The 22095-nt window shown below is 64.1% G+C and carries 23 protein-coding genes and 1 tRNA gene; 9 read left to right on the top strand and 15 right to left on the bottom strand.

The features are described 5' to 3' along the window. Positions 1-361: 361 nt before the first annotated feature. The gene (locus AC1Z36_RS07180) at positions 362-2068 is read right to left on the bottom strand and encodes a fumarate hydratase (RefSeq protein WP_483561884.1); all 1707 of its coding nucleotides are present in this window, start codon (positions 2066-2068) and stop codon (positions 362-364) included. A gap of 111 nt (positions 2069-2179) precedes the next feature. Here AC1Z36_RS07180 and AC1Z36_RS07175 point away from each other — a divergent pair, with 111 nt between their 5' ends. The 8 genes from AC1Z36_RS07175 (at position 2180) to AC1Z36_RS07140 (ending at position 8891) form a co-directional block, all read left to right on the top strand. After that, entirely contained in the window at positions 2180-2665 is a 486-nt protein-coding gene (locus AC1Z36_RS07175; RefSeq protein ID WP_105662527.1) for an SseB family protein, read from the top strand. Between the two features lie 105 nt (positions 2666-2770). Beyond that, positions 2771-2841 (top strand) — tRNA-Gly (locus AC1Z36_RS07170). 69 nt (positions 2842-2910) lie between these two features. Further along, entirely contained in the window at positions 2911-3840 is a 930-nt protein-coding gene (locus tag AC1Z36_RS07165) for an AEC family transporter (RefSeq protein ID WP_133833550.1), read from the top strand. An 87-nt stretch (positions 3841-3927) separates the two neighbouring features. Further along, positions 3928-4755: an amino acid ABC transporter substrate-binding protein gene (locus tag AC1Z36_RS07160; RefSeq protein WP_483561883.1), complete on the top strand. Its 828-nt coding sequence runs from the start codon at positions 3928-3930 to the stop codon at positions 4753-4755. Positions 4756-4828: 73 nt separating this feature from the next. Beyond that, complete coding sequence (locus AC1Z36_RS07155) at positions 4829-5494, top strand: amino acid ABC transporter permease (RefSeq protein ID WP_105657025.1); 666 nt, start codon at positions 4829-4831, stop codon at positions 5492-5494. Next, positions 5481-6248, top strand: coding sequence for an amino acid ABC transporter ATP-binding protein (locus AC1Z36_RS07150; RefSeq protein ID WP_483561882.1), 768 nt, complete (start codon positions 5481-5483; stop codon positions 6246-6248). The genes AC1Z36_RS07155 and AC1Z36_RS07150 overlap by 14 nt, the downstream gene beginning before the upstream one ends. Before the next feature lie 18 nt (positions 6249-6266). Continuing rightward, positions 6267-7802 (top strand): helicase HerA-like domain-containing protein, encoded by a 1536-nt coding sequence (locus tag AC1Z36_RS07145; RefSeq protein WP_332485897.1) that lies wholly within the window; start codon positions 6267-6269, stop codon positions 7800-7802. A 66-nt stretch (positions 7803-7868) separates the two neighbouring features. Beyond that, positions 7869-8891: a zinc ribbon domain-containing protein gene (locus tag AC1Z36_RS07140; RefSeq protein WP_133833547.1), complete on the top strand. Its 1023-nt coding sequence runs from the start codon at positions 7869-7871 to the stop codon at positions 8889-8891. On the opposite strand, the gene AC1Z36_RS07135 is transcribed toward AC1Z36_RS07140, so the two are convergent. From AC1Z36_RS07135 to AC1Z36_RS07085, 11 genes are all read right to left on the bottom strand, one after another. Continuing rightward, the gene (locus tag AC1Z36_RS07135; protein ID WP_332594843.1) at positions 8888-10126 is read right to left on the bottom strand and encodes an MFS transporter; all 1239 of its coding nucleotides are present in this window, start codon (positions 10124-10126) and stop codon (positions 8888-8890) included. The genes AC1Z36_RS07140 and AC1Z36_RS07135 overlap by 4 nt on opposite strands. 181 nt (positions 10127-10307) lie before the next feature. Continuing rightward, complete coding sequence (locus tag AC1Z36_RS07130; protein ID WP_400341955.1) at positions 10308-12215, bottom strand: NHL domain-containing thioredoxin family protein; 1908 nt, start codon at positions 12213-12215, stop codon at positions 10308-10310. 172 nt (positions 12216-12387) lie between these two features. After that, entirely contained in the window at positions 12388-13152 is a 765-nt protein-coding gene (locus tag AC1Z36_RS07125; protein WP_483561881.1) for a hypothetical protein, read from the bottom strand. Next, entirely contained in the window at positions 13145-15199 is a 2055-nt protein-coding gene (locus AC1Z36_RS07120; protein WP_483561880.1) for a bifunctional copper resistance protein CopD/cytochrome c oxidase assembly protein, read from the bottom strand. Before AC1Z36_RS07120 ends, AC1Z36_RS07125 begins: the two co-directional genes overlap by 8 nt. Positions 15200-15264: 65 nt before the next feature. Then, positions 15265-16413 carry a Dyp-type peroxidase gene (locus AC1Z36_RS07115; protein ID WP_483561879.1) on the bottom strand — a complete coding sequence of 383 codons (1149 nt, stop codon included), beginning with the start codon at positions 16411-16413 and terminating at the stop codon, positions 15265-15267. Beyond that, positions 16400-16936 carry a copper chaperone PCu(A)C gene (locus AC1Z36_RS07110; protein WP_332485891.1) on the bottom strand — a complete coding sequence of 179 codons (537 nt, stop codon included), beginning with the start codon at positions 16934-16936 and terminating at the stop codon, positions 16400-16402. Before AC1Z36_RS07110 ends, AC1Z36_RS07115 begins: the two co-directional genes overlap by 14 nt. A 76-nt stretch (positions 16937-17012) precedes the next feature. Beyond that, on the bottom strand, positions 17013-17603 hold the full coding sequence (locus AC1Z36_RS07105) for a copper resistance CopC family protein (protein WP_105657035.1): 591 nt from the start codon (positions 17601-17603) through the stop codon (positions 17013-17015). 43 nt (positions 17604-17646) lie between these two features. Further along, complete coding sequence (locus tag AC1Z36_RS07100; RefSeq protein ID WP_332485890.1) at positions 17647-18255, bottom strand: hypothetical protein; 609 nt, start codon at positions 18253-18255, stop codon at positions 17647-17649. 158 nt (positions 18256-18413) lie between these two features. Continuing rightward, complete coding sequence (locus tag AC1Z36_RS07095) at positions 18414-18698, bottom strand: HU family DNA-binding protein (protein WP_013349906.1); 285 nt, start codon at positions 18696-18698, stop codon at positions 18414-18416. A 275-nt stretch (positions 18699-18973) separates the two neighbouring features. Next, the gene (locus tag AC1Z36_RS07090) at positions 18974-19258 is read right to left on the bottom strand and encodes an HU family DNA-binding protein (RefSeq protein WP_013349906.1); all 285 of its coding nucleotides are present in this window, start codon (positions 19256-19258) and stop codon (positions 18974-18976) included. Between the two features lie 174 nt (positions 19259-19432). Beyond that, entirely contained in the window at positions 19433-20401 is a 969-nt protein-coding gene (locus AC1Z36_RS07085; protein WP_483561878.1) for an SDR family NAD(P)-dependent oxidoreductase, read from the bottom strand. A 218-nt stretch (positions 20402-20619) separates the two neighbouring features. On the opposite strand from AC1Z36_RS07085, the gene AC1Z36_RS07080 reads away from it, so the two are divergent. Continuing rightward, entirely contained in the window at positions 20620-21201 is a 582-nt protein-coding gene (locus AC1Z36_RS07080) for a DnaJ family domain-containing protein (RefSeq protein WP_166650710.1), read from the top strand. Positions 21202-21261: 60 nt separating this feature from the next. Here AC1Z36_RS07080 and rpsN read toward each other — a convergent pair whose 3' ends face one another. The 3 genes from rpsN to rpmB are packed head-to-tail and all read right to left on the bottom strand — an operon-like array spanning position 21262 to position 21980. Beyond that, a complete protein-coding gene (gene rpsN / locus AC1Z36_RS07075) occupies positions 21262-21567 on the bottom strand; it encodes a 30S ribosomal protein S14 (protein WP_013349909.1) in 306 nt (101 codons plus the stop codon). 3 nt (positions 21568-21570) lie between these two features. Then, positions 21571-21741 carry a 50S ribosomal protein L33 gene (gene rpmG / locus AC1Z36_RS07070; RefSeq protein WP_013349910.1) on the bottom strand — a complete coding sequence of 57 codons (171 nt, stop codon included), beginning with the start codon at positions 21739-21741 and terminating at the stop codon, positions 21571-21573. A gap of 2 nt (positions 21742-21743) precedes the next feature. Next, positions 21744-21980 carry a 50S ribosomal protein L28 gene (gene rpmB / locus AC1Z36_RS07065; protein ID WP_013349911.1) on the bottom strand — a complete coding sequence of 79 codons (237 nt, stop codon included), beginning with the start codon at positions 21978-21980 and terminating at the stop codon, positions 21744-21746. Positions 21981-22095: the final 115 nt, after the last annotated feature.

Raw genomic sequence — 22095 nt, 5'->3', positions numbered from 1 at the left:
GCCGGAACCACGAAAATTGCCGCTGCGAGTCGCCATTTCGCGGCTCTGCCCGCAATCCGCTGGGCGTTGGGCAGTGCCCGAATCATGGTGCAGCGGGGCATCCAGTACTAGCGTCCAATATTAACTAGTGCCCGGGACGCGAAGCAGCAAGTTCACGCAAAGTAGCTTCGTCAGCACCCTGCCCCTCTGCGGGAGCATCCTGGAATCTGCCCTCCGCACCGGCATGCAATCCCGGGAACGGTTTTCCAGGTTGCGTGCCGCCGGACGGCATGAAAATGCTCCCCAAAAGTTGCTGGCTTCTACAGTCCAACTTTTGGGGAGCAGTTCATGGCAGGTGGTTCCTGCCCAGAGCGCTGGAAAATTACTTCGCGCGCACCGGAATGCCGGTGAAGGTCGGCTTCAAGGTCTCAGCGAAGAAGTCCTCGCCCTTGTCATCGACAACGATGAAGGCCGGGAAGTCCTCGACCTCGATCTTCCAGATCGCTTCCATGCCCAGTTCCTCGTATTCGAGCACCTCGACCTTCTTGATGCAATCCTGGGCCAGGCGTGCCGCCGGGCCGCCGATGGAGCCCAGGTAGAAGCCGCCGTGGGTGTTGCACGCCTCGGTGACCTGCTTGGAGCGGTTGCCCTTGGCCAGCATGACCATCGAGCCGCCGGCAGCCTGGAACTGGTCCACGTAGGAGTCCATGCGGCCTGCGGTGGTTGGGCCGAAGGAACCCGAAGGCATGCCTTCTGGGGTCTTGGCAGGACCTGCGTAGTAGACCGGGTGGTCCTTGAGGTATTGCGGCATTTCCTCGCCAGCATCCAGGCGTTCCTTGACCTTGGCGTGTGCGATATCGCGGGCCACAACCAGTGGACCGGACAGCGACAAGCGGGTCTTGACCGGGAACTTGGTCAGTTCGGCCAGGATTTCGCTCATCGACTTGTTCAGGTCGATCTTGACCACCGAAGAGCCACCGGTGCCGGTGACGCCATCGGTCTCGTCGTCGTGCGCGGCCAGGGCCGGGTGGTCCTCCGCCGGCATGAAGCGGGCTGGATCGGTTTCCAGCTGCTCGACGAACAGTCCCGCTTCGGTGACCTTGGCCAGCATCTGGCGGTCAGCCGAGCAGGATACTGCGATGGCCACCGGCAGCGAGGCGCCGTGGCGAGGCAGGCGCACCACGCGCACATCGTGGCAGAAGTACTTGCCGCCGAACTGCGCGCCAATGCCGAAGTGGCGGGTCAGCTCAAGGACCTTGTCTTCCAGCTCGGTGTCGCGGAAGCCGCGGCCGGTCATCGCGCCTTCGGTCGGCAGCGAATCCAGGTACTTGGCCGAACCGTACTTCGCGGTCTTCAACGCCATCTCGGCCGAGGTGCCGCCGATGACGATGGACAGGTGGTACGGAGGGCACGCGGCGGTGCCCAGCGAGCGCAGCTTCTCATCGAGGAACTTCAGCATCGAGTTCTCGTTGAGGATCGCCTTGGTCTCCTGGTACAGGAAGGACTTGTTGGCCGATCCGCCGCCCTTGGCCATGAACAGGAACTTGTAGCTGGTGTCAGCGCCGTCCTTGGTGTTCGCGTAGAGGTCGATCTGCGCCGGGAGGTTGTTGCCGGTGGCCTTCTCTTCCCAGGTGGTGATCGGAGCCAGCTGCGAGTAGCGCAGGTTCAGGCGGGTGTAGGCGTTGTAGATGCCGCGCGAGAGCGAGATCTCGTCCTGCTCTTCGGTCAGCACGCGCTGGCCGCGCTTGCCCATGACGATCGCGGTACCGGTGTCCTGGCACATCGGCAGGATGCCGCCGGCGGCGATGTTGGCGTTCTTCAGCAAGTCCAGGGCGACGAACTTGTCGTTCGGGCTGGCATCCTCGTCGTCGAGGATATTGCGCAGCTGCTGCAGGTGGGCCGGGCGAAGGTAGTGCGAGATGTCGTGCAGCGCGGTCTCGGCCAGCTGCTCCAGTGCCTGCGGCGCGACCTTCAGGAAGTTCTTTCCATCCGGGCCGGCGACAACTTCGACACCTTCGGAGGAAATCTTGCGGTACGGGGTGGTATCTTCGCCAATTGGCAGAAGATCCTCGTAACGGAATTCAGGCATGCTCAGTCCTTGATTCAATCGTGTGTGCTCATCTGCCATTTTAGGCCTTTACCCCGAATTAACCGCATTCGGCGTTTGCACCTGGGGGTTTATCGCGACATGCTGTAGTACATGAGCAACGAGAACACCTCCGCCGCCGCTGAAGGCCAAGAACCAGACCAGGTCCCGGATGCGATCATCGAAACGCCAATGGACAAGCAGCGGGCACAGCCCAAGACGCATTTCGAAATGATGCTGCAGGCCGGGCTCAACAAACCTGAGCTGTCCGGCTCGGTCATCGGCGCTTTCATGAGCGCCGAGGTGTATTTCCTCTCCCGTGAAGAGGTCACCGGCGAGAACAAGAATGCCCAGCCGATGATGCTGACCAACCCTTCCGGCGAGGCCGTGGTAGCGGTCTTCACCACCTTGGAGCGCATCCCTTCCTCGTACATCGACATGGCGCCCTACGGCGTGAAGGTCCAGGGCGCCACCGTGGTGCGCGCCTTGGAGAACACCGGCTTCGTAGTGAACCCCGGCGACGAGCTCAGCTTCGAGGTCCCGGCCGATGGGGTGGCGATCCTGCGCGAGCAGCTGCTCAACGAGAAGCCCTCCGAATAGGCATTGCGTAACTTTGGCCACGATTTTCCGTGCCGTTTTCCGGTGCGCGGGATTCGTGGGATATGCTTTTGATGCCCGGGCCGTCAATAGGCCGCTCGGTGCACTGCGGGCGTAGCTCAATGGTAGAGCGCTAGCTTCCCAAGCTCGATACGCGGGTTCGATTCCCGTCGCCCGCTCAAGCGAACGCCGGGGCACCAATGGTGCTCCGGCGTTGTTGGTCTTCTGATAGCCAGCGAAGGAGCACGATGACCGGAGTCCTCGAAGGCTTCTCCATCATTTGGGTTGTCATTCTCGTCGGCTACTTGGTGGGCCGCACCGGGGTGCTGGGCGAGCAAGGCCGCCATGTGCTCAGCCGGGTCACCTTCTTCGTGGCCAGCCCCGCCCTGCTGTTCACCACCTTGGCCGAGTCCGATCCGGTTTCCGTGCTCGGGCCGCTGCTCTGGGTTGCCGCCCTGTCCGCGGCGCTGACCGCGGTGCTCTACTACCTGGCGACGGCCCGGATGCTCAAGCGCCCGGCCTCGGAAAGCATCATCGCGGCAATGTCCGCCTCCACGGTGAACTCCGCCAACTTGGGCCTGCCCATCGCGTTGTACGTGCTCGGCGACATGTCCTACGCGGCACCGATCATCCTCTTCCAGTTGGCCCTCTACCAGCCGATCAATCTGGCGATGCTGGATGCCACCACCTCGCGGCACCGCACCACCCCGATCGCTTTGCTGCTGGCCACCGCGAAGAACCCGATGATCATCGGGTCGCTGCTCGGCTTGGCCGTCGCGCTGACCGGCATCGAATTGCCCTCCATCGTGCTCGAACCGATCGACCTGATCGCCGGCGCCTCGATCCCCGCCATGCTCATGGCTTTCGGCATCTCCTTGGTGGGTTCCAAGCCGCTGGAAAAGAAGTCGGGCCGCCGCGCCGATGTGCTGATCGCCGCCGGGGCCAAGCTGCTGCTCCACCCGTTCCTGGCCTGGGCACTGGCCTACTGGGTATTCAATCTGCGTGGCGAGCTGCTGGTGGCGTCGGTCATCATGGCCGGCCTGCCAACTGCGCAGAACATTTTCGTGACGGCCATGCGCTATGACCACGGGGTGGTAATCGCGAAGGACACGGTCCTGGTCACCACCATCTGCGCGATCCCGCTGATGATGCTGCTGGCGATCGTCCTCGGAATTTAGCGTAACTTCCACCTGCAGGAATAAGCGATCATCACTAGAGTGTTCAGTAGGACAACAGCTTTTATCCACTCCCCTAGCGAGGTCACCATGAAGCGCACCGCACCACTGCTGGCTACTGCCGCAATTATCGCCCTGTCACTGAGCGCCTGCGGCTCGGCAGGCCCATCGACCTCCGCAAGCGAATCCGGTGGCGCCAAGTCCTCGGCGGACACCGGAGCCACCTTGAAGAAGGTCCAGGATTCGGGCGTGCTGACCGTGGGCACCGAAGGCACCTACCGCCCGTTCTCCTACCACGAGGGCAACGAGCTGACCGGCTACGACGTCGAGGTCATCGAAGCCATCGGCGAGAAGATGGGCGTCGAGGTCAAGTTCCAGGAAACCCAGTGGGACGCGATCTTCGCCGGACTGGATGCCGGGCGTTTTGATGCCATCGCCAACCAGGTCTCGATCAACCCGGAACGCGAAGAGAAGTACCTGTTCACCGAGCCTTACACCGTCTCCACCGGCGTGGTGGTGACCAAGAGCGATAACAGCGAGATCACCTCTTTCGAGACGTTGGAGGGCAAGACCACCGCGCAGTCGCTGACCAGCAACTTCTACGAGACCGCCAAGGCCGCCGGCGCGAACGTCGAGCCGGTGGAAGGCTGGGCCCAGTCGATCACCCTGCTCAAGCAGGGCCGTGTCGATGCCACCGTGAACGACAAGCTGACGTTCCTGGATGCGCAGAAGACCAACCCGGATGACAGCATCAAGATCGCTGCCGAATCCGCGGAGAAGAGCGAATCCGCTGTAGCCCTGCGCAAGGATTCCACTGAACTGGCCCAGGCCATTGACACCGCGCTCGAGGAGCTGCGCGCCGAGGGGGAACTGGCAAAGATCTCCGAGAAGTACTTCGGCGAAGACGTCAGCAAGTAGCAAACACTATAAGTAGACTGGCTCCACACGTAAGAACGCGTGGAGCCAGTCTCATTTGCGCAAAAGGTAGCCCATGGATTCGAAATGGCAGTTATTCCTCGACTCGCTCGGGCCGTTAGCCCTCGGGGCGATCACGGCAACCATTCCGCTGGCCCTGATCAGCATGGCCTTGGGCCTGGTCATCGCCTTGCTGATGGCGCTGATGCGGATCAGCAAGAACCGGGTCATCTCCTCGATTGCCCGGATCTACATCTCCATCATTCGCGGCACGCCGCTGCTGGTGCAGCTGTTCGTCATCTTCTACGGCATGCCTTCGGTGGGCCTGACCATCGACCCGTGGCCTAGTGCCATCATCGCCTTCAGCCTGAACATCGGCGGTTACGCCGCTGAAATCATTCGTGCCGCGATCCTCTCGGTCCCCCAGGGCCAATGGGAAGCCGGCTACACCCTGGGCATGTCGCGCACGCGCACCCTGTACCGGCTGATCTTGCCGCAGGCCACCCGGGTGGCTGTGCCGCCGCTGTCGAACTCCTTCATTTCCCTGGTCAAGGACACCTCGCTGGCCTCCACCATCCTGGTCACCGAAATGTTCCGCAAGGCCCAGGAAATCACGGCCTCCACCTACGAGTTCCTGCTGCTCTATTGCGAGGCCGCAGCCATCTACTGGGTCATCTGCCTGGTACTTTCGGCCCTGCAAAACTCTGTTGAAGGAAGGCTTGAAAAGTATGTCGCCAAGTAATTCCGCCCTGCTCTCCGTCACCGCCCTGCATAAGGCCTTCGGCGAGAACCAGGTGCTCCAGGGCATCGACTTCACCGTGCATTCCGGTGAAGTAGTTGCACTGATTGGCCCGTCGGGCTCTGGCAAGACCACCGCCCTGCGTTGCCTGAACGGCCTGGAAATCGCCGATGCCGGCACCGTCGGATTCGCCGGCGGGCCGGAAGTTTCCTTCAGCGCCGGGATGAAACCCAAGGCCGCACAGATCCTGCGCAAGCGTTCGGCGATGGTGTTCCAGGGACATCACCTGTTCCCCCATCTGACGGTGCTGCAGAACGTGAGCATCGGGCCGATCGAGGTGCAAAAGCGTCCCAAGGACCAGGTCCTGGCGCAGGCGAAGAAGCTGCTGGCCCGCGTGGGCCTTGAAGCCAAGGCCGACGCCTACCCGAACTCCCTGTCCGGCGGCCAGCAGCAGCGCGTGGGCATTGTCCGCGCGCTGATGCAGCAGCCGGATCTGCTGCTCTTCGACGAACCCACCAGCGCACTGGATCCGGAGCTGGTCGGCGAGGTGCTCACGGTCATCAAGGAATTGGCCCAGGAGGGCTGGTCCATGGTGCTGGTGACCCACGAGCTGGCCTTCGCCCGGGATGTGGCCGACACCGTGGTGTTCATGGATGGCGGGGTGGTCGTGGAGACCGGTCCGGCGGCCAAGGTGCTCGGCACGCCTGCCAACCCCCGCACCCAAACTTTCGTCCAGCGTCTGTTGCACCCGTTCTAAAAGCAATAGAGTGAAGCCATGACCCAGGAAACGAATACTTTGCTGACCAGCCTCGTTGAAGGCTACAACTTCGAATCCGATTGCTTGGAGCTCGGGGCTGCACTGATCGGCGGCAAGGCCGAGCCAACCGCGCAGGTCCGCCTGCCGTTGAAAATGCTCAACCGCCACGGCCTGATCGCTGGTGCCACCGGCACCGGCAAGACCGTCACCTTGCAGACCATGGCAGAACAGCTCTCTGTGGCCGGGGTTCCGGTTTTCCTCGCCGATGTCAAAGGCGATCTGAGCGGCCTGGCGCAGCCTGCCGAACCGTCGGAGAAGCTCAGTGCCCGACTGGCCGAGCTCGGCCACGAATTCGTTGCGCGCACCAACCCGGTCGAGTTCCTCAGCCTGGGTGGCAATGGGCAGGGCGTCCCGGTACGCGCCAGCGTGGACGCCTTCGGCCCGATTTTGCTGGCCCGTGTCCTGGAACTGAACGAAACCCAGGAAGAATGCCTGCAGCTGATCTTCCATTACGCCGATTCCAATAAGCTGCCGCTGGATGACCTCAGCGACCTGAAAGCTGTCATCAGCTTCCTGCTCAGCGACGACGGCGCCCCGGCGCTGGCCGCCCTGGGCGGCGTCTCCTCATCCACCGCATCGGTGATCCTGCGCGGCATCACGATCATGCAGACCCAGGGACTGGACCAGTTCTTCGGGCAGCCGGAGTTCGATACCGCGGACTTCTTGCAGGTGCGCGACGGCGCGGGCGTCATCAACATCCTGGAACTGCCCTCGGTCAGCTCCCAGCCAATGCTTTTCTCCACGTTCCTCATGTGGCTCCTGGCCGACATGTTCGAGGACCTGCCAGAAGCCGGGGACCTGGAGAAGCCCAAGCTGGTGTTCTTCCTCGACGAGGCCCACCTGCTCTTCAAGGATGCGACCAAGGCGTTCACCGATGCGATCATCAACACCGTGCGCCTGATACGCTCCAAGGGCGTGGGCCTGTTCTTCATCACCCAGTCCCCGACCGACCTGCCCGATGAGGTGCTCGGCCAGCTGGGTAACCGCATCCAGCATGCGGTGCGCGTGTTCACCGCCAAGGACCAGAGCGCGCTCAAGCAGATCATCAAGACCTTCCCAACCGGTGAGCTGGACCTGCAGGAAGCACTGACCCAGGCCGGTGTCGGCGAGGCTGTGGTCACCGTGCTGGGCGAGAAAGGTGCACCGACCCCGGTAGCGTGGACCAAGATGTCCTCGCCGGGGTCCAACATCGGCCCGGCCTCACCTGAGGTGATGGCCCAGGTCCGTGGCACTTCGACGCTGGCTGCGCAGTACAGCGCCGCAGTGGATCGTGATTCTGCCCGCGAAATGCTCGAGGCCAAAACCCGGGCCGCGGCGCCGGCGCCAGCGACTGCTCCCGAACCGGCGAAGGAGCCCCGACGGGAAAGCGCCCCACGCCAGAGCCAACCGCGCCAAGAAGAGAACCCGATGATGGACATGGCCATGGGCGCCGCCAAGGTGCTTGGCCGCGAGCTGATCCGCGGCTTCTTCGGCAACCGCAAGCGCCGCCGTTAGTAATACCTGGCTCTTCCAGCACGCCGTTTTCGGTCTGGGCCCGGAAACCAGATAGCCTAGCTACTGATGAACACTCGTAATTCCACGCCGATCTCCGCTGCCCGCCTGGCTCTTCGCTGGGCATTGGCTGCAGCGGCTGTCGTCGTTCTGGTCATTGCCGGAACGATCGCCGCCAACCGTACGCTCTTCTCCCCCCAGCACCAGGTGCAGGCACTGCAGCAGCATCTGGCCAGGGGCGAAGGCGCCGAAGCCCTGGGCCTGATGCAGGCCCAGGTCCCGCAGGGCGATGCTGTTGCCCTGGATGGGGACGTGCTCAAGCGCACCCAGGCCGGAATTACGGATTTCTCCACCGACAAGGCCCAGGCGGTAGAGGGCGATGAGCAGTTGCGCACCGTCACCGCGCATTACAAGGCCCACGGCGTGGACAAGGAATCGACCTACACGCTGCGCCATGCCGGCAAATCCTGGCTGCTGTTCGACAAGTGGGCCTTCGAGCCAAGCACGCTGCCCAGCGTGAAGATCAAGGCCAACACCGTCAACGAGGTCACGGTCAACGAGCAGAAGATCCCGTTATCGGCTGGCGTGAGCACCCTTCCGGTGTTCTACCCCTCGATCCTCGACGCGAGCTTCAGCACCAAGAACTTTGCGGCCGACACCCGCGGGATGGTGGTCACCAAGCCTGCCAAGGAGCCGGTGGAGATCGCGCTGAAGACCGAGCCGACCAAGGAATTCATCGCTGCCATCAATGCCAAGGTGAAGAACTACCTCAACGAGTGCGCCAGCGAGCAGGTGCTGATGCCTGCCGGATGCCCGTTCGCCTACAGCACCTCGGCGCGCGTGGACCCGGCAACCATCGACTGGTCCATCGCGAAGTACCCCACCATTGAAGTGAACTACTACAACGGCGCCTGGGTGCTGTCCCCGCTGAAGGCCACCGCTACCTTGACCCTGACCGAGCAGGATCTGCGCACCGGCGCCAAGGCCAAGAAGACCGTCAAGGATGACTACTCCTTCACCGCGCAGCTGACCACCAGCACCACCGAAGTTTCCGTGGTTCCGGTGGCCGGCGGCGAACAGGTGGCCGGCTAGCGTCCGAGCAGTTCGCGGAACTGGCTGCGCAGCGGCACCGCGTTGGTCTTGAACTTCTGCCAGACCACCAGCGCTGCCAAGCTGGCGGCCAGCGACAACCCGGCGCCAATGGTCACGGCGATCTGGATCCCGAACAGTTCAGCGAACCAGCCGATCAGCGGCGAGCCGATGGGCGTACCGCCCATCACCACCATCAGGTACAGCGCCAGCACGCGCGCCCGGTACTCCGGGGGCACCGAGGTCTGCACCATGGTGTTGCAGCTGTTCAAGAAGGTCAGCGACCCCAGTCCCACCGGGATCAGCACCAGCGCGAATGCGATGTAGTTGGGCATCCACGCACTGGCAATCCCGGCGATGCCGAAGAACACGCCGCCGCCGATCAGGAAGCGCCAGCGCGGAGCCGAACGCCGGGCGGCGAACAGCGCCCCGCCAAAGGTGCCCACGGCCATGATCGAGCCCAGGATCCCGTACTCCCCTGCTCCTACCCCGTAGACCTCGGTGGCCATCAGCGCGTTGGTCATCTGGAAGTTCAGCCCGAAGGTGCCGATCACGCCGGCCAGGAAGAAGATCAGCACCAGGTCCTTGCGGTTCTTCACGTAGGCCAAGCCCTCCCGCACCTGCCCCTTGGCGCGCGCGACCGGCTTAGAGGGGTTCAGCGCGTCCTTGCGCATGAACACCAGTGAGAAAATCACCGCGAGGAATGAGGCGCCGTTGAGCAGGAACGCCGGTCCGGTGCCCACCAGCGCGATGACCGCACCGGCCACGCCGGGCCCGGCCAGCCGGGCCAGGTTGAAGTTGGCGCTGTTCAACGCCACCGCGTTGGCCAGGTGGGTGCCGGGAACCACCTCGGAGACGAACGCCTGGCGTGCCGGGGCGTCGAAGGAGGCGCCGATGCCCAGCATCGTGGCCAGCACGTAGACATGCCACAGCTGCGCCGTGCCGGTAACCACCAGCAGGCCCAGGACCAGGGCGCAGACTCCCATGAAGCTCTGCGTGAGGATCAGCAGCCGGCGCTTGTCGAAGCGGTCGGCGATCAGTCCGGCATAGGGGCCCAGCAGCAGCACGGGCAGGAACTGCAGGCCGGTGGTGATGCCGGTGGCCACTGCATCGTGGTCGGTGAGCTCGGTGAGCACCAGCCAGTCCTGGGCCACACGCTGCATCCAGGTTCCGATATTGGAGACCAGCGCACCGATCACCCACAACCGGTAATTTGGTACTTCCAGTGCACGGAACATTTTCGACGCCATAGCTACCGCCAGATCCCTCCGGCTCCTCCCGTCCTCCAGTCTAGCCACCCGGGCAGGAAAATGCTGAGGTTTCCTCAGATTCTTGCTGCGGCGCTGCCCGGGCGTTCGGCGCCGGGCGCGCAAAAGGCGCACCATCGCTGGTGCGCCTGATGCATGCTTCGGGCCGGGGCTAGTTCACGCCACGCAGGTCAAGGAGCAGTTCATCCTCGCCCTCTGCGTCCAGCACCACCGGGATGCCCCAGTCCTGCTGGTACAGGTGGCAGGCCGCGTGATCGGGAATCTCGCCGCCCGGTTCGCCATCGCAGGCCGCCGCGCGGGCGGTAATGTGCAGCACGCCCTCGGCCACCTCCGGGTTCAGTTCCAGGGTGCGGGACAGGCCCACCGAGGTGCCGGCGCCGTCGAGGATCAGTTCCTCAGGGCTGGCCGAGATCTTCAGCTGGGTCGGATCGCCCCAGCGGTCATCGAGCTTCTGCCCCTTGGGTGCGGCGAAGCGGACCAGGATCCCGTGCTTGCCGGCCTGCACCCGGGTCTTGGGGCGCTGGGTCTGGCTGGCGCCCTGGTCGACCACCAGTGCTTCGGCAGGGATCGGGATGCGCACCAGCTGGTGGGAGTTGGTCTCCACGACCAGCAGCACCGGATCGCCGTCCACGGTGGTGTCCACCAGCACGTCGGCCGGTTCCTTCAGGCCCTTGGCCAGGGTGGAGACAGTCTTGGTGGCCGGATCGAAGCGGCGCACCGCGCCGTTGTAGGAGTCGGCGATGGCAATCGAGTGGTCCGGCAGCACGGCCACGCCCAGCGGGTGCTGCAGGCGCGCCTGCTGCGCATCGCCATCGCGGAAGCCGAAGTCGAACAGGCCGGTGCCCACCGCGGTGTTCACTCTCTTGGCCTTGCCTTCTTCAACCTCGATCCAGCGCAGGGCGCTGGTTTCCGAGTCGGCGATCCACACGTTTTCGCCATCCAGTGCCAGGCCCGAGGACTGGGCGAACCAGGCCTCATCCGGCGCGCCATCGGTTAGGCCTTCCAGCCCGGTGCCGGCGAAGACCGACACGGCGCCGGTGCGCGGATCGAAGGCGAAGATCTGGTGGGTTCCGGCCATCGCGACGATGACCTGCCCCGATGGGTGGTAGAGCACATCCCATGGGGACGAGAGCGAAATATTCAGCGCATCGGTGCCCAGCTCGGTGGGCTGGACTTCTTGGCGGGCGTTCTCCGAATCCAGCAGGCGCTGCACTCCGTTGCCGGCCAGGGTGCCCACGGCGCCGGTGGCCAGGTTCACCGAGCGCAGGCGGTGGTTGACGGTGTCGGCGACGATCACGTCGTAGCCGACTTCGGCGGCCAGTTCCGCCGGCAAGGCGGCCAGCCCCTGCAGTTCGTTGAACTGCGCGGTGGCAGCGTCCCCGTCGGCATAGCCCTTGACCCCGGCGCCGATGGTGCGCACCACGGTGGACAGGTCGCCGGCCAGTTCGACCAGGCGGTGGTGGCCCGAATCGCCCACCAGGAAGTTGCCGTTGGCTAGGGCGATCGCCTTGCCCGGGAAGCGCAGGTCGCCCTCGCGGGCTGCCGGTGCCACGTACGGACCGTTGCCGCGGTGCAGCGTGCCCTTGGCTTCGTGCTCGGCTACCAGTTCCTCGACCAGCGAGCCCAGGCCCTGGGCGTGGCCCTCGCCGGACAGATGCGCGACGATGTAGCCTTCGGGATCCAATACCACCAGGGTAGGCCAGGCGCGGGCACCGTAGGCCTGCCAGGTGACCAATTCCGGGTCGTCGAGCACCGGGTGGTGGATTTCGTAGCGCTCCACGGCGGCGGCCAGCGCATCCGGATCCGCTTCGTGCTCGAACTTCGGGGAGTGCACGCCGACGGTGACCAGCACGTCCTTGTACTGCTCCTCCAGCGGGCGCAGCTCGTCGAGCACGTGCAGGCAGTTGATGCAGCAGAAGGTCCAGAAGTCCAGGAGCACGATCTTGCCGCGCAATGCGTCCAGATCCAGTTGCTTGCCGCCGGTATTCAGCCAGTTGCGGCCCAGCAGTTCGCTGGCGCGCACCTTGTAATTGGCGCGGACGGATTCGGAAGTGCTCATGGTGATCCTTTCGCTGTCGCCGCGGCTGCGGCAATTCGAACCTCAATTATCTGCCACCGCGGCCCGCTGGGGCTAACGGTGTTAAGCAACATTGAGAAAAGTGTGAAACTCGCTCACGGTCTGCTGGTGTAACCGCAGGCCCAGGGCTTCTATTCCCTGCCGGGGCGGCGAGCTAGGGCAGCTGCGCGAGCACGGTGTCCATGATGCCGGTGGCCACCTGGTTGAAGGTGGCATCCTGCAGCGAGGTCGCCGAGAGGAAGGAGACCATCACCGCATACTCCCCGGTGCTCTTGATCAGCACCAGCGAATCCTGCGCATACTGCCCATCACGGCTGTAGTACAGGGCCGAATCGGCATCCTGCACGCCCGGATCGGAGAATGCCAGGGTCTCGCGGTAGTCCAGCCCGTTGAGCTTCACGCTCTTGCATTCCTCCAGGATGGTGGCCACGTTCGCATTGTGCGCCGCCACCTTCTCCGCCCCGTCGCCGAGCTTGGCCACCTCCACCGACCCGGTGATCGACTGGTTCTCGTTGGTGAAGTCGGTGCGCGCCGCCTCGGTGCCCAGCTGCACCGGCGACCAGTTCAAGTCCTCGATCGGAGCCGAGCATTGGGACGGCAGGACCACCAGGTCCTTGAGCGTATCGGTGGGCGGCGTGGCCAGGGATTCGAGGTCCTCGCCCTGGATCTTGGCGCTGGAGGGGAAGCCGAGCTCGGCGGCCATCACTGCGCCGGCCGTGGTGGCCACCTGCGCGGTGGTCATTTCTTCCGGCTGGGCAGGCTCTTGCGGCTCTTGCGATGCGCTGGGCGTCGCGGTGCCCTGCACGGCAATCTTGTGCGTTTCGTCCTGCGGCATTTCGGACTGCGCGGAGCAGGCGCTTGCGGCCAGCAGCGCGCACACCGCCAGGGAGGCGGCGAGGATTTTCTTGGTGCTAGGCACGTGGGTCCCTTCGGTCGGCTTGCTTGAAGCGGGCGAACATTTCGTTGTAGGCAGCCAGCTCGGCGTCGTTGTCACGCTCGGCCTGGCGGTCGTAGCGCTTGGTGTCCTTCTTGTCCTGGCGCAGCCACGAGATGACCACGAAAATGGCCAGGACCAGGGTCGGCACTTCGCCGATCGCCCACATCGCCCCGGCACCCACCACCTGGTCCTCCAGTGCGGTGCCGCCCCAGGTGCGGCCCATGTTCCCGAAGTAATCCGGGGCCAGCAGGGTTTCGGTGCTCATCAGCGCCACCCCGAAGAAGGCGTGGAAGGCGACGGTGGCCAGCAGCACCACCAGGCGCATCGGGTACGGGTAGCGCTTGGGGACCGGGTCGGCGTCCACCAGCGACAGCGCGAACAGGTATCCGGTGAGCAGGAAGTGCAGGTTCATCAGCTCGTGGCCCGCGTGGTAGCGCATGGCCGGTTCCAGCAACGGGGTGAAGTAGAAGACGACGATCGAGCCGGCGAAGTTCACCGCGGCGAAAATCGGGTGGGTGATGACCTTCGAGTAGCGCGAGTGCACCAGGTAGAGGATCCATTCGCGCGGGCCGCGGGTGCCGTCGACGCGCGATCCCAGCACCTTGAGCAGCAGCGTGACCGGGGTGCCCAGGACCAGGAAGATCGGCACGATCATGGTCAGCGACATGTGGTCGACCATGTGGGTGGAGAACTGGATCTTGCCGTACACGGCCACCGCGCCGCTGGTCACGTAGAACAGCGCGAAAAGGCCCACGATCCAGCTGGCCAGGCGCAGCACGCTGGGCTTGTCGCCGCGGCGGGCCAGCTTGATGAAGGCCCACAGGTACACGGCCAGGCCGAACAGGCACACGGCCACCCAGATCCAGTCCATGCGCCAGGTGGTGAACCACGCGGCGGTATCCGGGGCCGGCGGCAGATCGTAGCCGGTGAGCAGGCGGGCCGGGGTCGCTTGCACCGGAGGCTCATCGGAAGTCGGCGGAGCGGTGCGCGCCAGCACGGTGGCCACCGACATCACCGCAGCCATCAGGATGACCTCGCCGGCCACGACCTGCCAGGCCGCGCGCAGCGCCGTGAACTTGCCCTCCAGCAGCCGCGGGATCACCATGCGCCGGTGCCACAGGCCCAGTGCGCCCAGCCCCAGGGTGATCAGGATCTTCACGATCACCAGGATGCCGTACGGGGTCAGCCACTGGTCCCAGCCGGTGATGCGGATCACCGCCGAAGCCAGGCCCGAGCCGATCATCAGGAACACCGCGAAGGTGGCCAGCGCGGAATAGCGCTTGAGCACCACCCCGGCCAGCACCTGCCCGCGTTTGCGTCCCGGCGCTTCGCCGGCCAGCGTCGGAGCGAGCAGGGCCAGCACCATGATGCCGCCAAACCAGAGCACCACGGCCAGCAGGTGCAGGCCGATGGAGTTCACCGCGGCGAAGTGGTCGTCTCCCCCGGCCGCGTGGCCGATGAAGACCAGCGGCAGGATGCCGAACAGCGAGAAGAATGCGCTGAGACCCACCGTGGTCCTGGAGCGCGCGGCCAGGGCCAGCGAACTGGTGATCGCGGCGATCACCACCATCCAGGCCCAGGCCCGCCCGCTGGTGATCGACAGGATGTAGTCCAGGATCGCGGCCGAATACTGCGGATCCAGGCTCATCGGGATGCCGGCCAAATCCCAGAAGGTCAGCAGCATGACGGTGGCCGCGGACAGGGTCCACACCACCGCGGCCCCGGCGGCGATATTCATCGTGCGGGCGAACGCCGGATGGGCCTGGCCTTCGGCATCGCCGGTCACCTTGGCGGACCGCGGGATGATCGCCGCACCGAAAACCAGTGCGGCGATGCTCAGCGACATCGAGGCATGGTGGATGGCCCGGGAGATGGGCAGCGACCAGCGCACGAAAGCCCCGGGATCGGCCAAATCCGCCGGCCGGGCGATCCCGGTGAACAACACCGCCGCCAGGAAGGCCACCGCCGCAGCGAGGATTCCGGGCAGGATGAAGCGGGTGACTGAAACCGTGCGCTGTGCTGTATCCATAACCTTCTCATCATCTCATTTTTCGCCCGGCCGGTCACCGCGCGGCAGCCGGCTTTGGGCGCATCTCACACCTGGCCCAGCAACGCCTCCCCCAGGTAGCCGCCTTCGCGCACCCCGGGAAGGATCGCGTACAGGCCCGATCCCACCGGCTTCAGCCAGGTGTTCAGCGCATCTGCGGCCGCCAGCCGGTGCTGCACCGGGGTGAAGCTGGTGGCCGGGTCGCGCTGGTAGCTGGCGAACAGCAACCCGGAAGCCGCCCCGTCGAAGTTGTAGCCCCGCCGGTGCATGGTTTCGTCCGCGCTGGCCGGCTTGGCCAGCGCCACGTGGGCGTTGGCCGCGATCGCCGGCAGCCCCAGCTCATTGGCCGCGGCCAGGTCCACCGGATCATCCACGCTGGCGCCCGACAGCGGCGCGCCGTCGGACTGCCGGCGGCCCAGGGCATGGTCCCGTCCGGCGCCGTCCACCTCGTCCCAGCCGTCCAGGTCCATCTCGAACCTGCGCAGCGCCAGGGTGGTCCCGTTCTCGATCCAGCCCGGCTGGCCGAACACCGCGCTCTCGCGCAGTTCTCCGCCGGGGTTGTTGATCCCGTCGAGCTGGCCGAACAGGTTGCGGAACCCGCGCCCGCCGGGGTTGATGAACCCGGTCTGGGCGAAGCGCCTGGCGCCCAGCCCGCGCAGGTTCTTGGACACCGCCCGCACCGCATGGTGCAGCACGGTCTGCTCCTGCGCGCAGAACTGGATCAGCAGATCGCACTGCCCGTACTGCTCATCGAGCTGGTCCCCGGCGAAGCGCGGCAGCGTGCCGATCTGCCCGCGCCCGGCCACATCCAGCAGGCTCTGGCCCAGCCCCACGGTCAGCGTCAGCTCGCATCCGGGCTGCGCCATTTCCGGTTCGGTGTCGGCCAGCACCCCGCGGCCACTGGCCAGCCGGGCCGCATCATCGGTGATCATCTGCAGCACCGCGCGCAGCTGCTCCTTCTTGGAGCCCTCGCGCCAGTGCAGATCCCACCCGGCGAAGACCGCGTGGGCCTGCTGGCCGTCGAGGATCCCCGACTGGTACTTCCCGTAGAACGGGCGGTACCCCTGCGGGTTGGCGGTGGCCGCTGGGGCTGGAGCGCTCAGCTTTCCGGTGCCGAACCCGGTGAGCATTCCGCCCAGCGCGGCGGCCGCGGTGGTGCCCAGCAGCAGCCGGCGGTCGACGCTAGTGCCCGGCATGCGCATCCCCGGCATGCTCGTCGTAGCTTTCGTTGGCCCCGTCGAAGTTGCGGATCGGGAAGTCCACCTCGGTGCTCGACCCGTCGGCGAATTCCAGCTTCAGCCTCGCCGTCTGGGCCGCCACCAGCGGTTCCTGCAGGTCCATGAACATCAGGTGGTGGCCGCCCGGTGCCAGCACCGCGTCCTTGCCGGGTTCGATCACCAGATCCCCTTCGAGCTGCGCCATCGTCATCCCGTCGCCGGTGCCGCGCATTTCGTGGATCTGGATCTGATCGCCCTGGGCATTGCTGATCTTGCGCAGCGCAATCGGGGTGCCAGAATTATTGTGCAGGATGCCGAAGGCCGCGCTCATGCCCGACTCGGCGGCCTTGGCCCAGGTTTCGCTGGTGGCCAGCGCTTCGGCTTGCCCGGCGGTTTTCTGTTCGGCGGCCGGTGCGGGCTGCTGCCCGTCGGCGCTCTGCGCGCAGCCGGTGAGCAGCAGTCCAAGGCCCAGGGCCAGTGCAGTGGTTTTGCGGAAATTCATGTTCTCAAGCTTTCGGGTTCGGTGTGCAGGCGCGCCAAAGGCAGCGGTGGCCTCGGGCGCACCGGAAGGGTGGGGGCTACTTGGACTGGCGCATGAACTTGGCCAGCACGCCCAGCGCGCCGCCAAGGATGACTACGCCGATGATGACCCAGACCACCGGGCTCATCGAGCTGCCCAGGTCCTGGACCGGGTTAGCGCCTGGATCCAGGTCGGCGGACCCTGCGGAGTCGCTAGGCGCCGCTGGCGCGCTCGAGCTGACCAGGGTGGGGGCGGCCTGTGGCGCGTCGACGCTGAAGCCGATCTTGTTCTCGATCGGGTGGCCGTCAGACGAGACCACGCGGTAGGCCAGCTGGTACTCGCCGTTGCCCAGCTCCTTGGCCGGGGTGACGGTGACCTTGGTGCCCTTGGTCTTGGCCTCGGTGTCGATCTTTTCCCCATCGAGGGTCAGCGAGACCACCGTGGAGTCCACGCCGGATAGGCTCTGGAGCACGCCGGAGAATTCGAGGGTGATGTCCTCGGGCACTTCCTGGATGGTGGCCCCGGCCTCCGGGGTAGAGCCGATCAACTGGTCGTGCGCGTTGGCGGCACCGATCGAGCCGGCGAAAGCCAGCAAGGAGAATGCCAGTACTGCGACTAGTCGGGTGATGTTCTTGGTTACTACGCTCATGATGTTCCTTCCAAGCCCCTTGCGGGGCGCTTCAATTCTTTACTCAGGCAGCAAGAATGAAGCAGGGCGGACCGCGGCGCTCCGGCAGTCTTCCCAATTGCGCCAGCTTGAGTTGGAAACGCAAGGGGAAGTAGGCACGAAGCGGCCGGGCAGCAGGTACCTGCACGCGAATGCGCGAGAGGATCCGCCGGGCCGTTGAAAGGGTGAGCCAGCCGGCCATGGCCTTGAGCAGGCGTTCACCGCCGTAGAGCACCAGTACGCTGGCGATCGCGGCCAGCACGTGGGCGTAGAGCATCGATTCGGTATGCACGTTGGCGTACTGCGCGGTGATGTCCTGCGCCAGCGCTGGATTGCGCCCCGCATGGTGCGCGTGTTCCAGTCCGGAAAGATCGCCGCCCTGGTGGCTCATCACCGACAAGCTCAGGTGGTAGAGTCCCTGGCTGAGCAGCACGACCAGGCTGGTCGCCCACAGGGAGAACTTCCGGCCCACCAGCACGACGCCGATAGCCGCAGAGACGCAGGTAATGAGCACCATTGCCACCACCGATAGCGCTGTAGGCGCACTGTGGGCGTGCGCGGCAAAGGCTGTCCAGGTGCACACGCTTGCCGCCAACCAGCCGCGGATAACGCGGGTTGCGGGTTTCTGTGACACGATGGGCAGCCATTCTTCGCGGAGTTCTACGATCGAAGCTGATTCTACGCGAAGTAGAAGAGCGCCTCAAACGGTGCTCCGATAAAGCAGAAGGCCCGACCCTGCCTCCTGGATTTCTCCGGAGCGGGTCAGGCCTTGCGCAAAGCTCTAGCGGAAGCTTACTTCTTGGCTACAGCAGCCTTCAGCTTCGACCCAGCGGTCAGCTTGACCGAGTGGCCAGCAGGAATCTGGATTGCTTCACCGGTCTGTGGGTTGCGGCCGGTGCGAGCTGCACGATCGGTGCGCTCTACAGCCAACCAACCTGGGATCGACACCTTCTCACCCTTGGAAATCTGGTCGACGAAAACCTCGAAGACTGCATCCAGAACACCATTAACGGCAACCTGGGAGTTTTCGGTCTTCGCTGCAACAGCAGCAACAAGTTCGCTACGGTTCATAGCCAATGTATGGTCCTCCTGGACTAGTGATCCAAAGCCCTCTTCCGGGCCCCGAACGCCGCACGGTCGCACGGTCTTACCAGTGAGAACATATCAAACGTTTCGCCCCAGAACTGCGGAAAACAGGCGGAAAACCGGGATTTTTTCAACTAATTGCAGATTTCTTGGCTCAACGGCAGCATTTTTGGGTTCAATGAAGGCTTTTGCAACGTTCCTTAACGCCGCAAGGCCCGCCAATCCGGGAACGGACAGCGGGCCTTGCGCAAAGCTCTAGCGGAAGCTTACTTCTTGGCTACAGCAGCCTTCAGCTTCGACCCAGCGGTCAGCTTGACCGAGTGGCCAGCAGGAATCTGGATTGCTTCACCGGTCTGTGGGTTGCGGCCGGTGCGAGCTGCACGATCGGTGCGCTCTACAGCCAACCAACCTGGGATCGACACCTTCTCACCCTTGGAAATCTGGTCGACGAAAACCTCGAAGACTGCATCCAGAACACCATTAACGGCAACCTGGGAGTTTTCGGTCTTCGCTGCAACAGCAGCAACAAGTTCGCTACGGTTCATAGCCAATGTATGGTCCTCCTGGACTAGTGATCCAAAGCCCTCTTCCGGGCCCCGAACGCCGCACGGTCGCACGGACTTATCAAGAGTTGAACTTACCAGCTGAAAGCGACAAAAAGTGCATCATCTTGCGGATTCTGCTGAATTTTCGCCAAATCAAGGGTGTGAAAGTTCACCCGGGACCTACAGCGCGAACGGATCGAGGCCTTCGTTTGCCTCCACGAAAAGTTCCCAGGCTTTGCTTTGCAGCTCCTTGCCGCGGGTCGCTTTCGCCGGGCTGGCCAGTGCCGTTGGACCCTTCGTGAGGTATTTCGGCCCCAAATAGCTGCCTCGGGGCGCGTCTTCGAGTTCCGGCGCCAATGCCGCTTCGACCAATGCCACCGCACCTTCATGTTTGCCCTGCGCGAAACTGGACTGCAATTGGCCAATCAGCCGCTTGGCAAAGTCCGGTTCGTTGATGTTGGGCACCTGCGGGGTCAGCCCGGAAAGCGAATACCCCGGGTGGATGGCCAGCGCGCGAGCCGGCAGTTCCAGCTGGCGCAGCCGGTGGTCCAGGGCCAAGGTGAAGGCTTGCACTGCCGCCTTGGACTGCGCATAGGCACGGTATGGATGGTAGTCGCGGGTCAAGGCCAGGTTTTGCGGATCGGTAGCCAGCATCCGGGTGGACATCGATCCCAGCCCGATGAACCGCAGCGGCTGGGCGAAGCGTTCGGCCAGCTCGCCGACTAGCCGCGCATGCCCGATGAAATTCGTGCTCATGGTCAGCTCATGGCCCAGCAGGCCCTCGACGCGGCTCTGCGGCGCCCGGATGACCCCTGCATTGGCGATCAGCGCATCCAATGGCCGATTGCGCAGTTCAGCTGCCAGTCCCATTGCGGATTCCATGCGCGAGGAGTCGAACTGCATGAATTCCACGCTAGCCGCCGGTACGCGCAGCCGGATCTGCTCCATGGCATGCTCCGCACGGCTCTGGTTGCGGCAGGCCAGGATGACTTTCGCACCGGCTCGCGCCAAGCCGAGGCTCGCGAAGAAGCCAAGGCCGCTATTCGCGCCGGTCACCACAACGGTCTTGCCTTGGCCCAGCGGCGCCCACCGCTGCCGGTTCGCGTAGATGTCAGTTGCGGGTCTCGGATAGCGCGTCGCTGGCTTCATGGAATACACGCTACTACAGGGATAATGCTCGATTGCGGGTGGGACATGGCCGCTAATAGCGATCTCCAGCCACCCCCAGCCGCTTGCTGGGCACTGAATCCTTGGCGAAGCGCCCGAACCCGAAGGGAATGATTTTATCTTCCCAGCTCCCCCATCAATTGCTTCGGAAAGTCCCAGTGCCGTTGCCGGGCTCAGGCACACGGTGGGATCATTGGAAGATGGAGCACAGCGAGGATGCCGCACTGAATGCGGCCCGGTACAAGATGAAGCAGGACAGCGAGCCGTTGCCGGTGGACGAGTATGCGCAGGCCACCGGGATGGCTCCCGTCGAGAAGCAGAAGACGCCGCTGCAGCTGCATGCCGAGGACGAGGCATGGGAAGTGGCCAACTCCGTGCTCGATGAGGCTTTCGCCCGCGGGGACTTCGACAATCTTGCCCTCTCGGGCCAGAAGATCGACCATATCACCAGCAATGACGATCCCGACTGGTGGCTGAAGTCCATGATGCGCCGCGAGCAGCTTACCGGGCTGGGCCCACCAGCGCTGACCTTGCGGGTGGAAGATGAGCAGATGGAGCAGACCTTGGACCGCTTGCCCTCCGAGCGGGCCGTGCGTGAGCATATCGAGGATTTCAATGCCCGCATTATCGAGGCGCGGCGGCAGCTGCTTGGCGGCCCGCCGGTGATCACCGCTTTGCGCGATTCCACCGCAGAGGTGCTTGGTTGGCAGGAACGCCGGGCGGCAGAACCTGCACCGGTGGCAGAGAAAGCACCGGTAAAACGCCGGTGGTGGCGGCGTTAAAAGGCGAAGCCGCCTTCCCGAAAGGGAAGGCGGCTTGCTAAGTCAAAAGACTTGCAGGTCTTACCAGGAAGACTTGGTGATGCCCGGAAGCTCACCACGGTGCGCCATGTCGCGGAAGCGAACACGGGAGATACCGAACTTCTGGAAGGTGCCGCGTGGGCGACCGTCGATTGCGTCGCGGTTGCGAACGCGAATCGGGGAAGCATCGCGTGGAAGCTTCTGCAGGCCTACGCGTGCAGCTTCGCGAGCTTCGTCGGTTGCGTTTGGATCAACCAGGGTCTTCTTCAATTCGAGACGCTTTGCAGCGTAACGCTCGACAATGACCTTGCGCTGTTCGTTCTTTGCGATCTTGGACTTCTTGGCCATGTCTTAGCGCTCCTCTCGGAATTCAACGTGCTTACGGACGACTGGGTCGTACTTCTTCATGACCATGCGGTCAGGGTTGTTACGACGGTTCTTACGGGTTACGTAAGTGAAACCGGTTCCAGCGGTGGACTTCAGCTTGATGATCGGACGTACGTCCTTATCCTTCTTTGCCATTTTTAGAGCTTCACACCCTTCGCAATCAGGTCAGCAATTACAGCGTCGATACCGCGAGCATCGATGACCTTGATGCCCTTGACCGACAGGGTCAGGGTCACCTTACGGCGCAGGGAAGGCACGTAGTAGGTCTTCTTCTGGATGTTCGGATCGAAACGACGCTTGTTGCGACGGTGCGAGTGGGAGATGCTATGTCCGAAGGCCGGAGTAGTACCGGTTACCTGGCAAACAGCTGCCATGATCACTCCTCAGTTAGTTAGTAGTAAAATTCGGCGGTACTCGCGCACAGTGCCCATACCAAAATATCGACACCGCTTCTGCGTTATGAGTCCCGCCAACCAGTGAAACACCGTT

The sequence above is a fragment of the Glutamicibacter sp. BS14 genome (genome assembly GCF_056934375.1).
The sequence above is the reverse complement of the archived record's forward strand: the minus strand, read 5'-3'. Positions and strand labels throughout refer to the sequence as shown.

Coding starts and splice junctions, on each gene's coding strand:
- AC1Z36_RS07085 (WP_483561878.1), bottom strand. CDS start 20,401: ATGAAGCCAGCGACGCGCTATCCGAGACCCGCAACTGACATCTACGCG.
- AC1Z36_RS07120 (WP_483561880.1), bottom strand. CDS start 15,199: ATGGATACAGCACAGCGCACGGTTTCAGTCACCCGCTTCATCCTGCCC.
- AC1Z36_RS07150 (WP_483561882.1), top strand. CDS start 5,481: ATGTCGCCAAGTAATTCCGCCCTGCTCTCCGTCACCGCCCTGCATAAG.
- rpmG (WP_013349910.1), bottom strand. CDS start 21,741: ATGGCAAAGAAGGATAAGGACGTACGTCCGATCATCAAGCTGAAGTCC.
- AC1Z36_RS07105 (WP_105657035.1), bottom strand. CDS start 17,603: ATGAGCGTAGTAACCAAGAACATCACCCGACTAGTCGCAGTACTGGCA.
- AC1Z36_RS07175 (WP_105662527.1), top strand. CDS start 2,180: ATGAGCAACGAGAACACCTCCGCCGCCGCTGAAGGCCAAGAACCAGAC.
- AC1Z36_RS07080 (WP_166650710.1), top strand. CDS start 20,620: ATGGAGCACAGCGAGGATGCCGCACTGAATGCGGCCCGGTACAAGATG.
- AC1Z36_RS07135 (WP_332594843.1), bottom strand. CDS start 10,126: ATGTTCCGTGCACTGGAAGTACCAAATTACCGGTTGTGGGTGATCGGT.
- AC1Z36_RS07130 (WP_400341955.1), bottom strand. CDS start 12,215: ATGAGCACTTCCGAATCCGTCCGCGCCAATTACAAGGTGCGCGCCAGC.
- AC1Z36_RS07180 (WP_483561884.1), bottom strand. CDS start 2,068: ATGCCTGAATTCCGTTACGAGGATCTTCTGCCAATTGGCGAAGATACC.
- rpsN (WP_013349909.1), bottom strand. CDS start 21,567: ATGGCCAAGAAGTCCAAGATCGCAAAGAACGAACAGCGCAAGGTCATT.
- AC1Z36_RS07140 (WP_133833547.1), top strand. CDS start 7,869: ATGAACACTCGTAATTCCACGCCGATCTCCGCTGCCCGCCTGGCTCTT.
- AC1Z36_RS07160 (WP_483561883.1), top strand. CDS start 3,928: ATGAAGCGCACCGCACCACTGCTGGCTACTGCCGCAATTATCGCCCTG.
- AC1Z36_RS07165 (WP_133833550.1), top strand. CDS start 2,911: ATGACCGGAGTCCTCGAAGGCTTCTCCATCATTTGGGTTGTCATTCTC.
- AC1Z36_RS07145 (WP_332485897.1), top strand. CDS start 6,267: ATGACCCAGGAAACGAATACTTTGCTGACCAGCCTCGTTGAAGGCTAC.
- AC1Z36_RS07155 (WP_105657025.1), top strand. CDS start 4,829: ATGGATTCGAAATGGCAGTTATTCCTCGACTCGCTCGGGCCGTTAGCC.
- rpmB (WP_013349911.1), bottom strand. CDS start 21,980: ATGGCAGCTGTTTGCCAGGTAACCGGTACTACTCCGGCCTTCGGACAT.
- AC1Z36_RS07110 (WP_332485891.1), bottom strand. CDS start 16,936: ATGAATTTCCGCAAAACCACTGCACTGGCCCTGGGCCTTGGACTGCTG.
- AC1Z36_RS07115 (WP_483561879.1), bottom strand. CDS start 16,413: ATGCCGGGCACTAGCGTCGACCGCCGGCTGCTGCTGGGCACCACCGCG.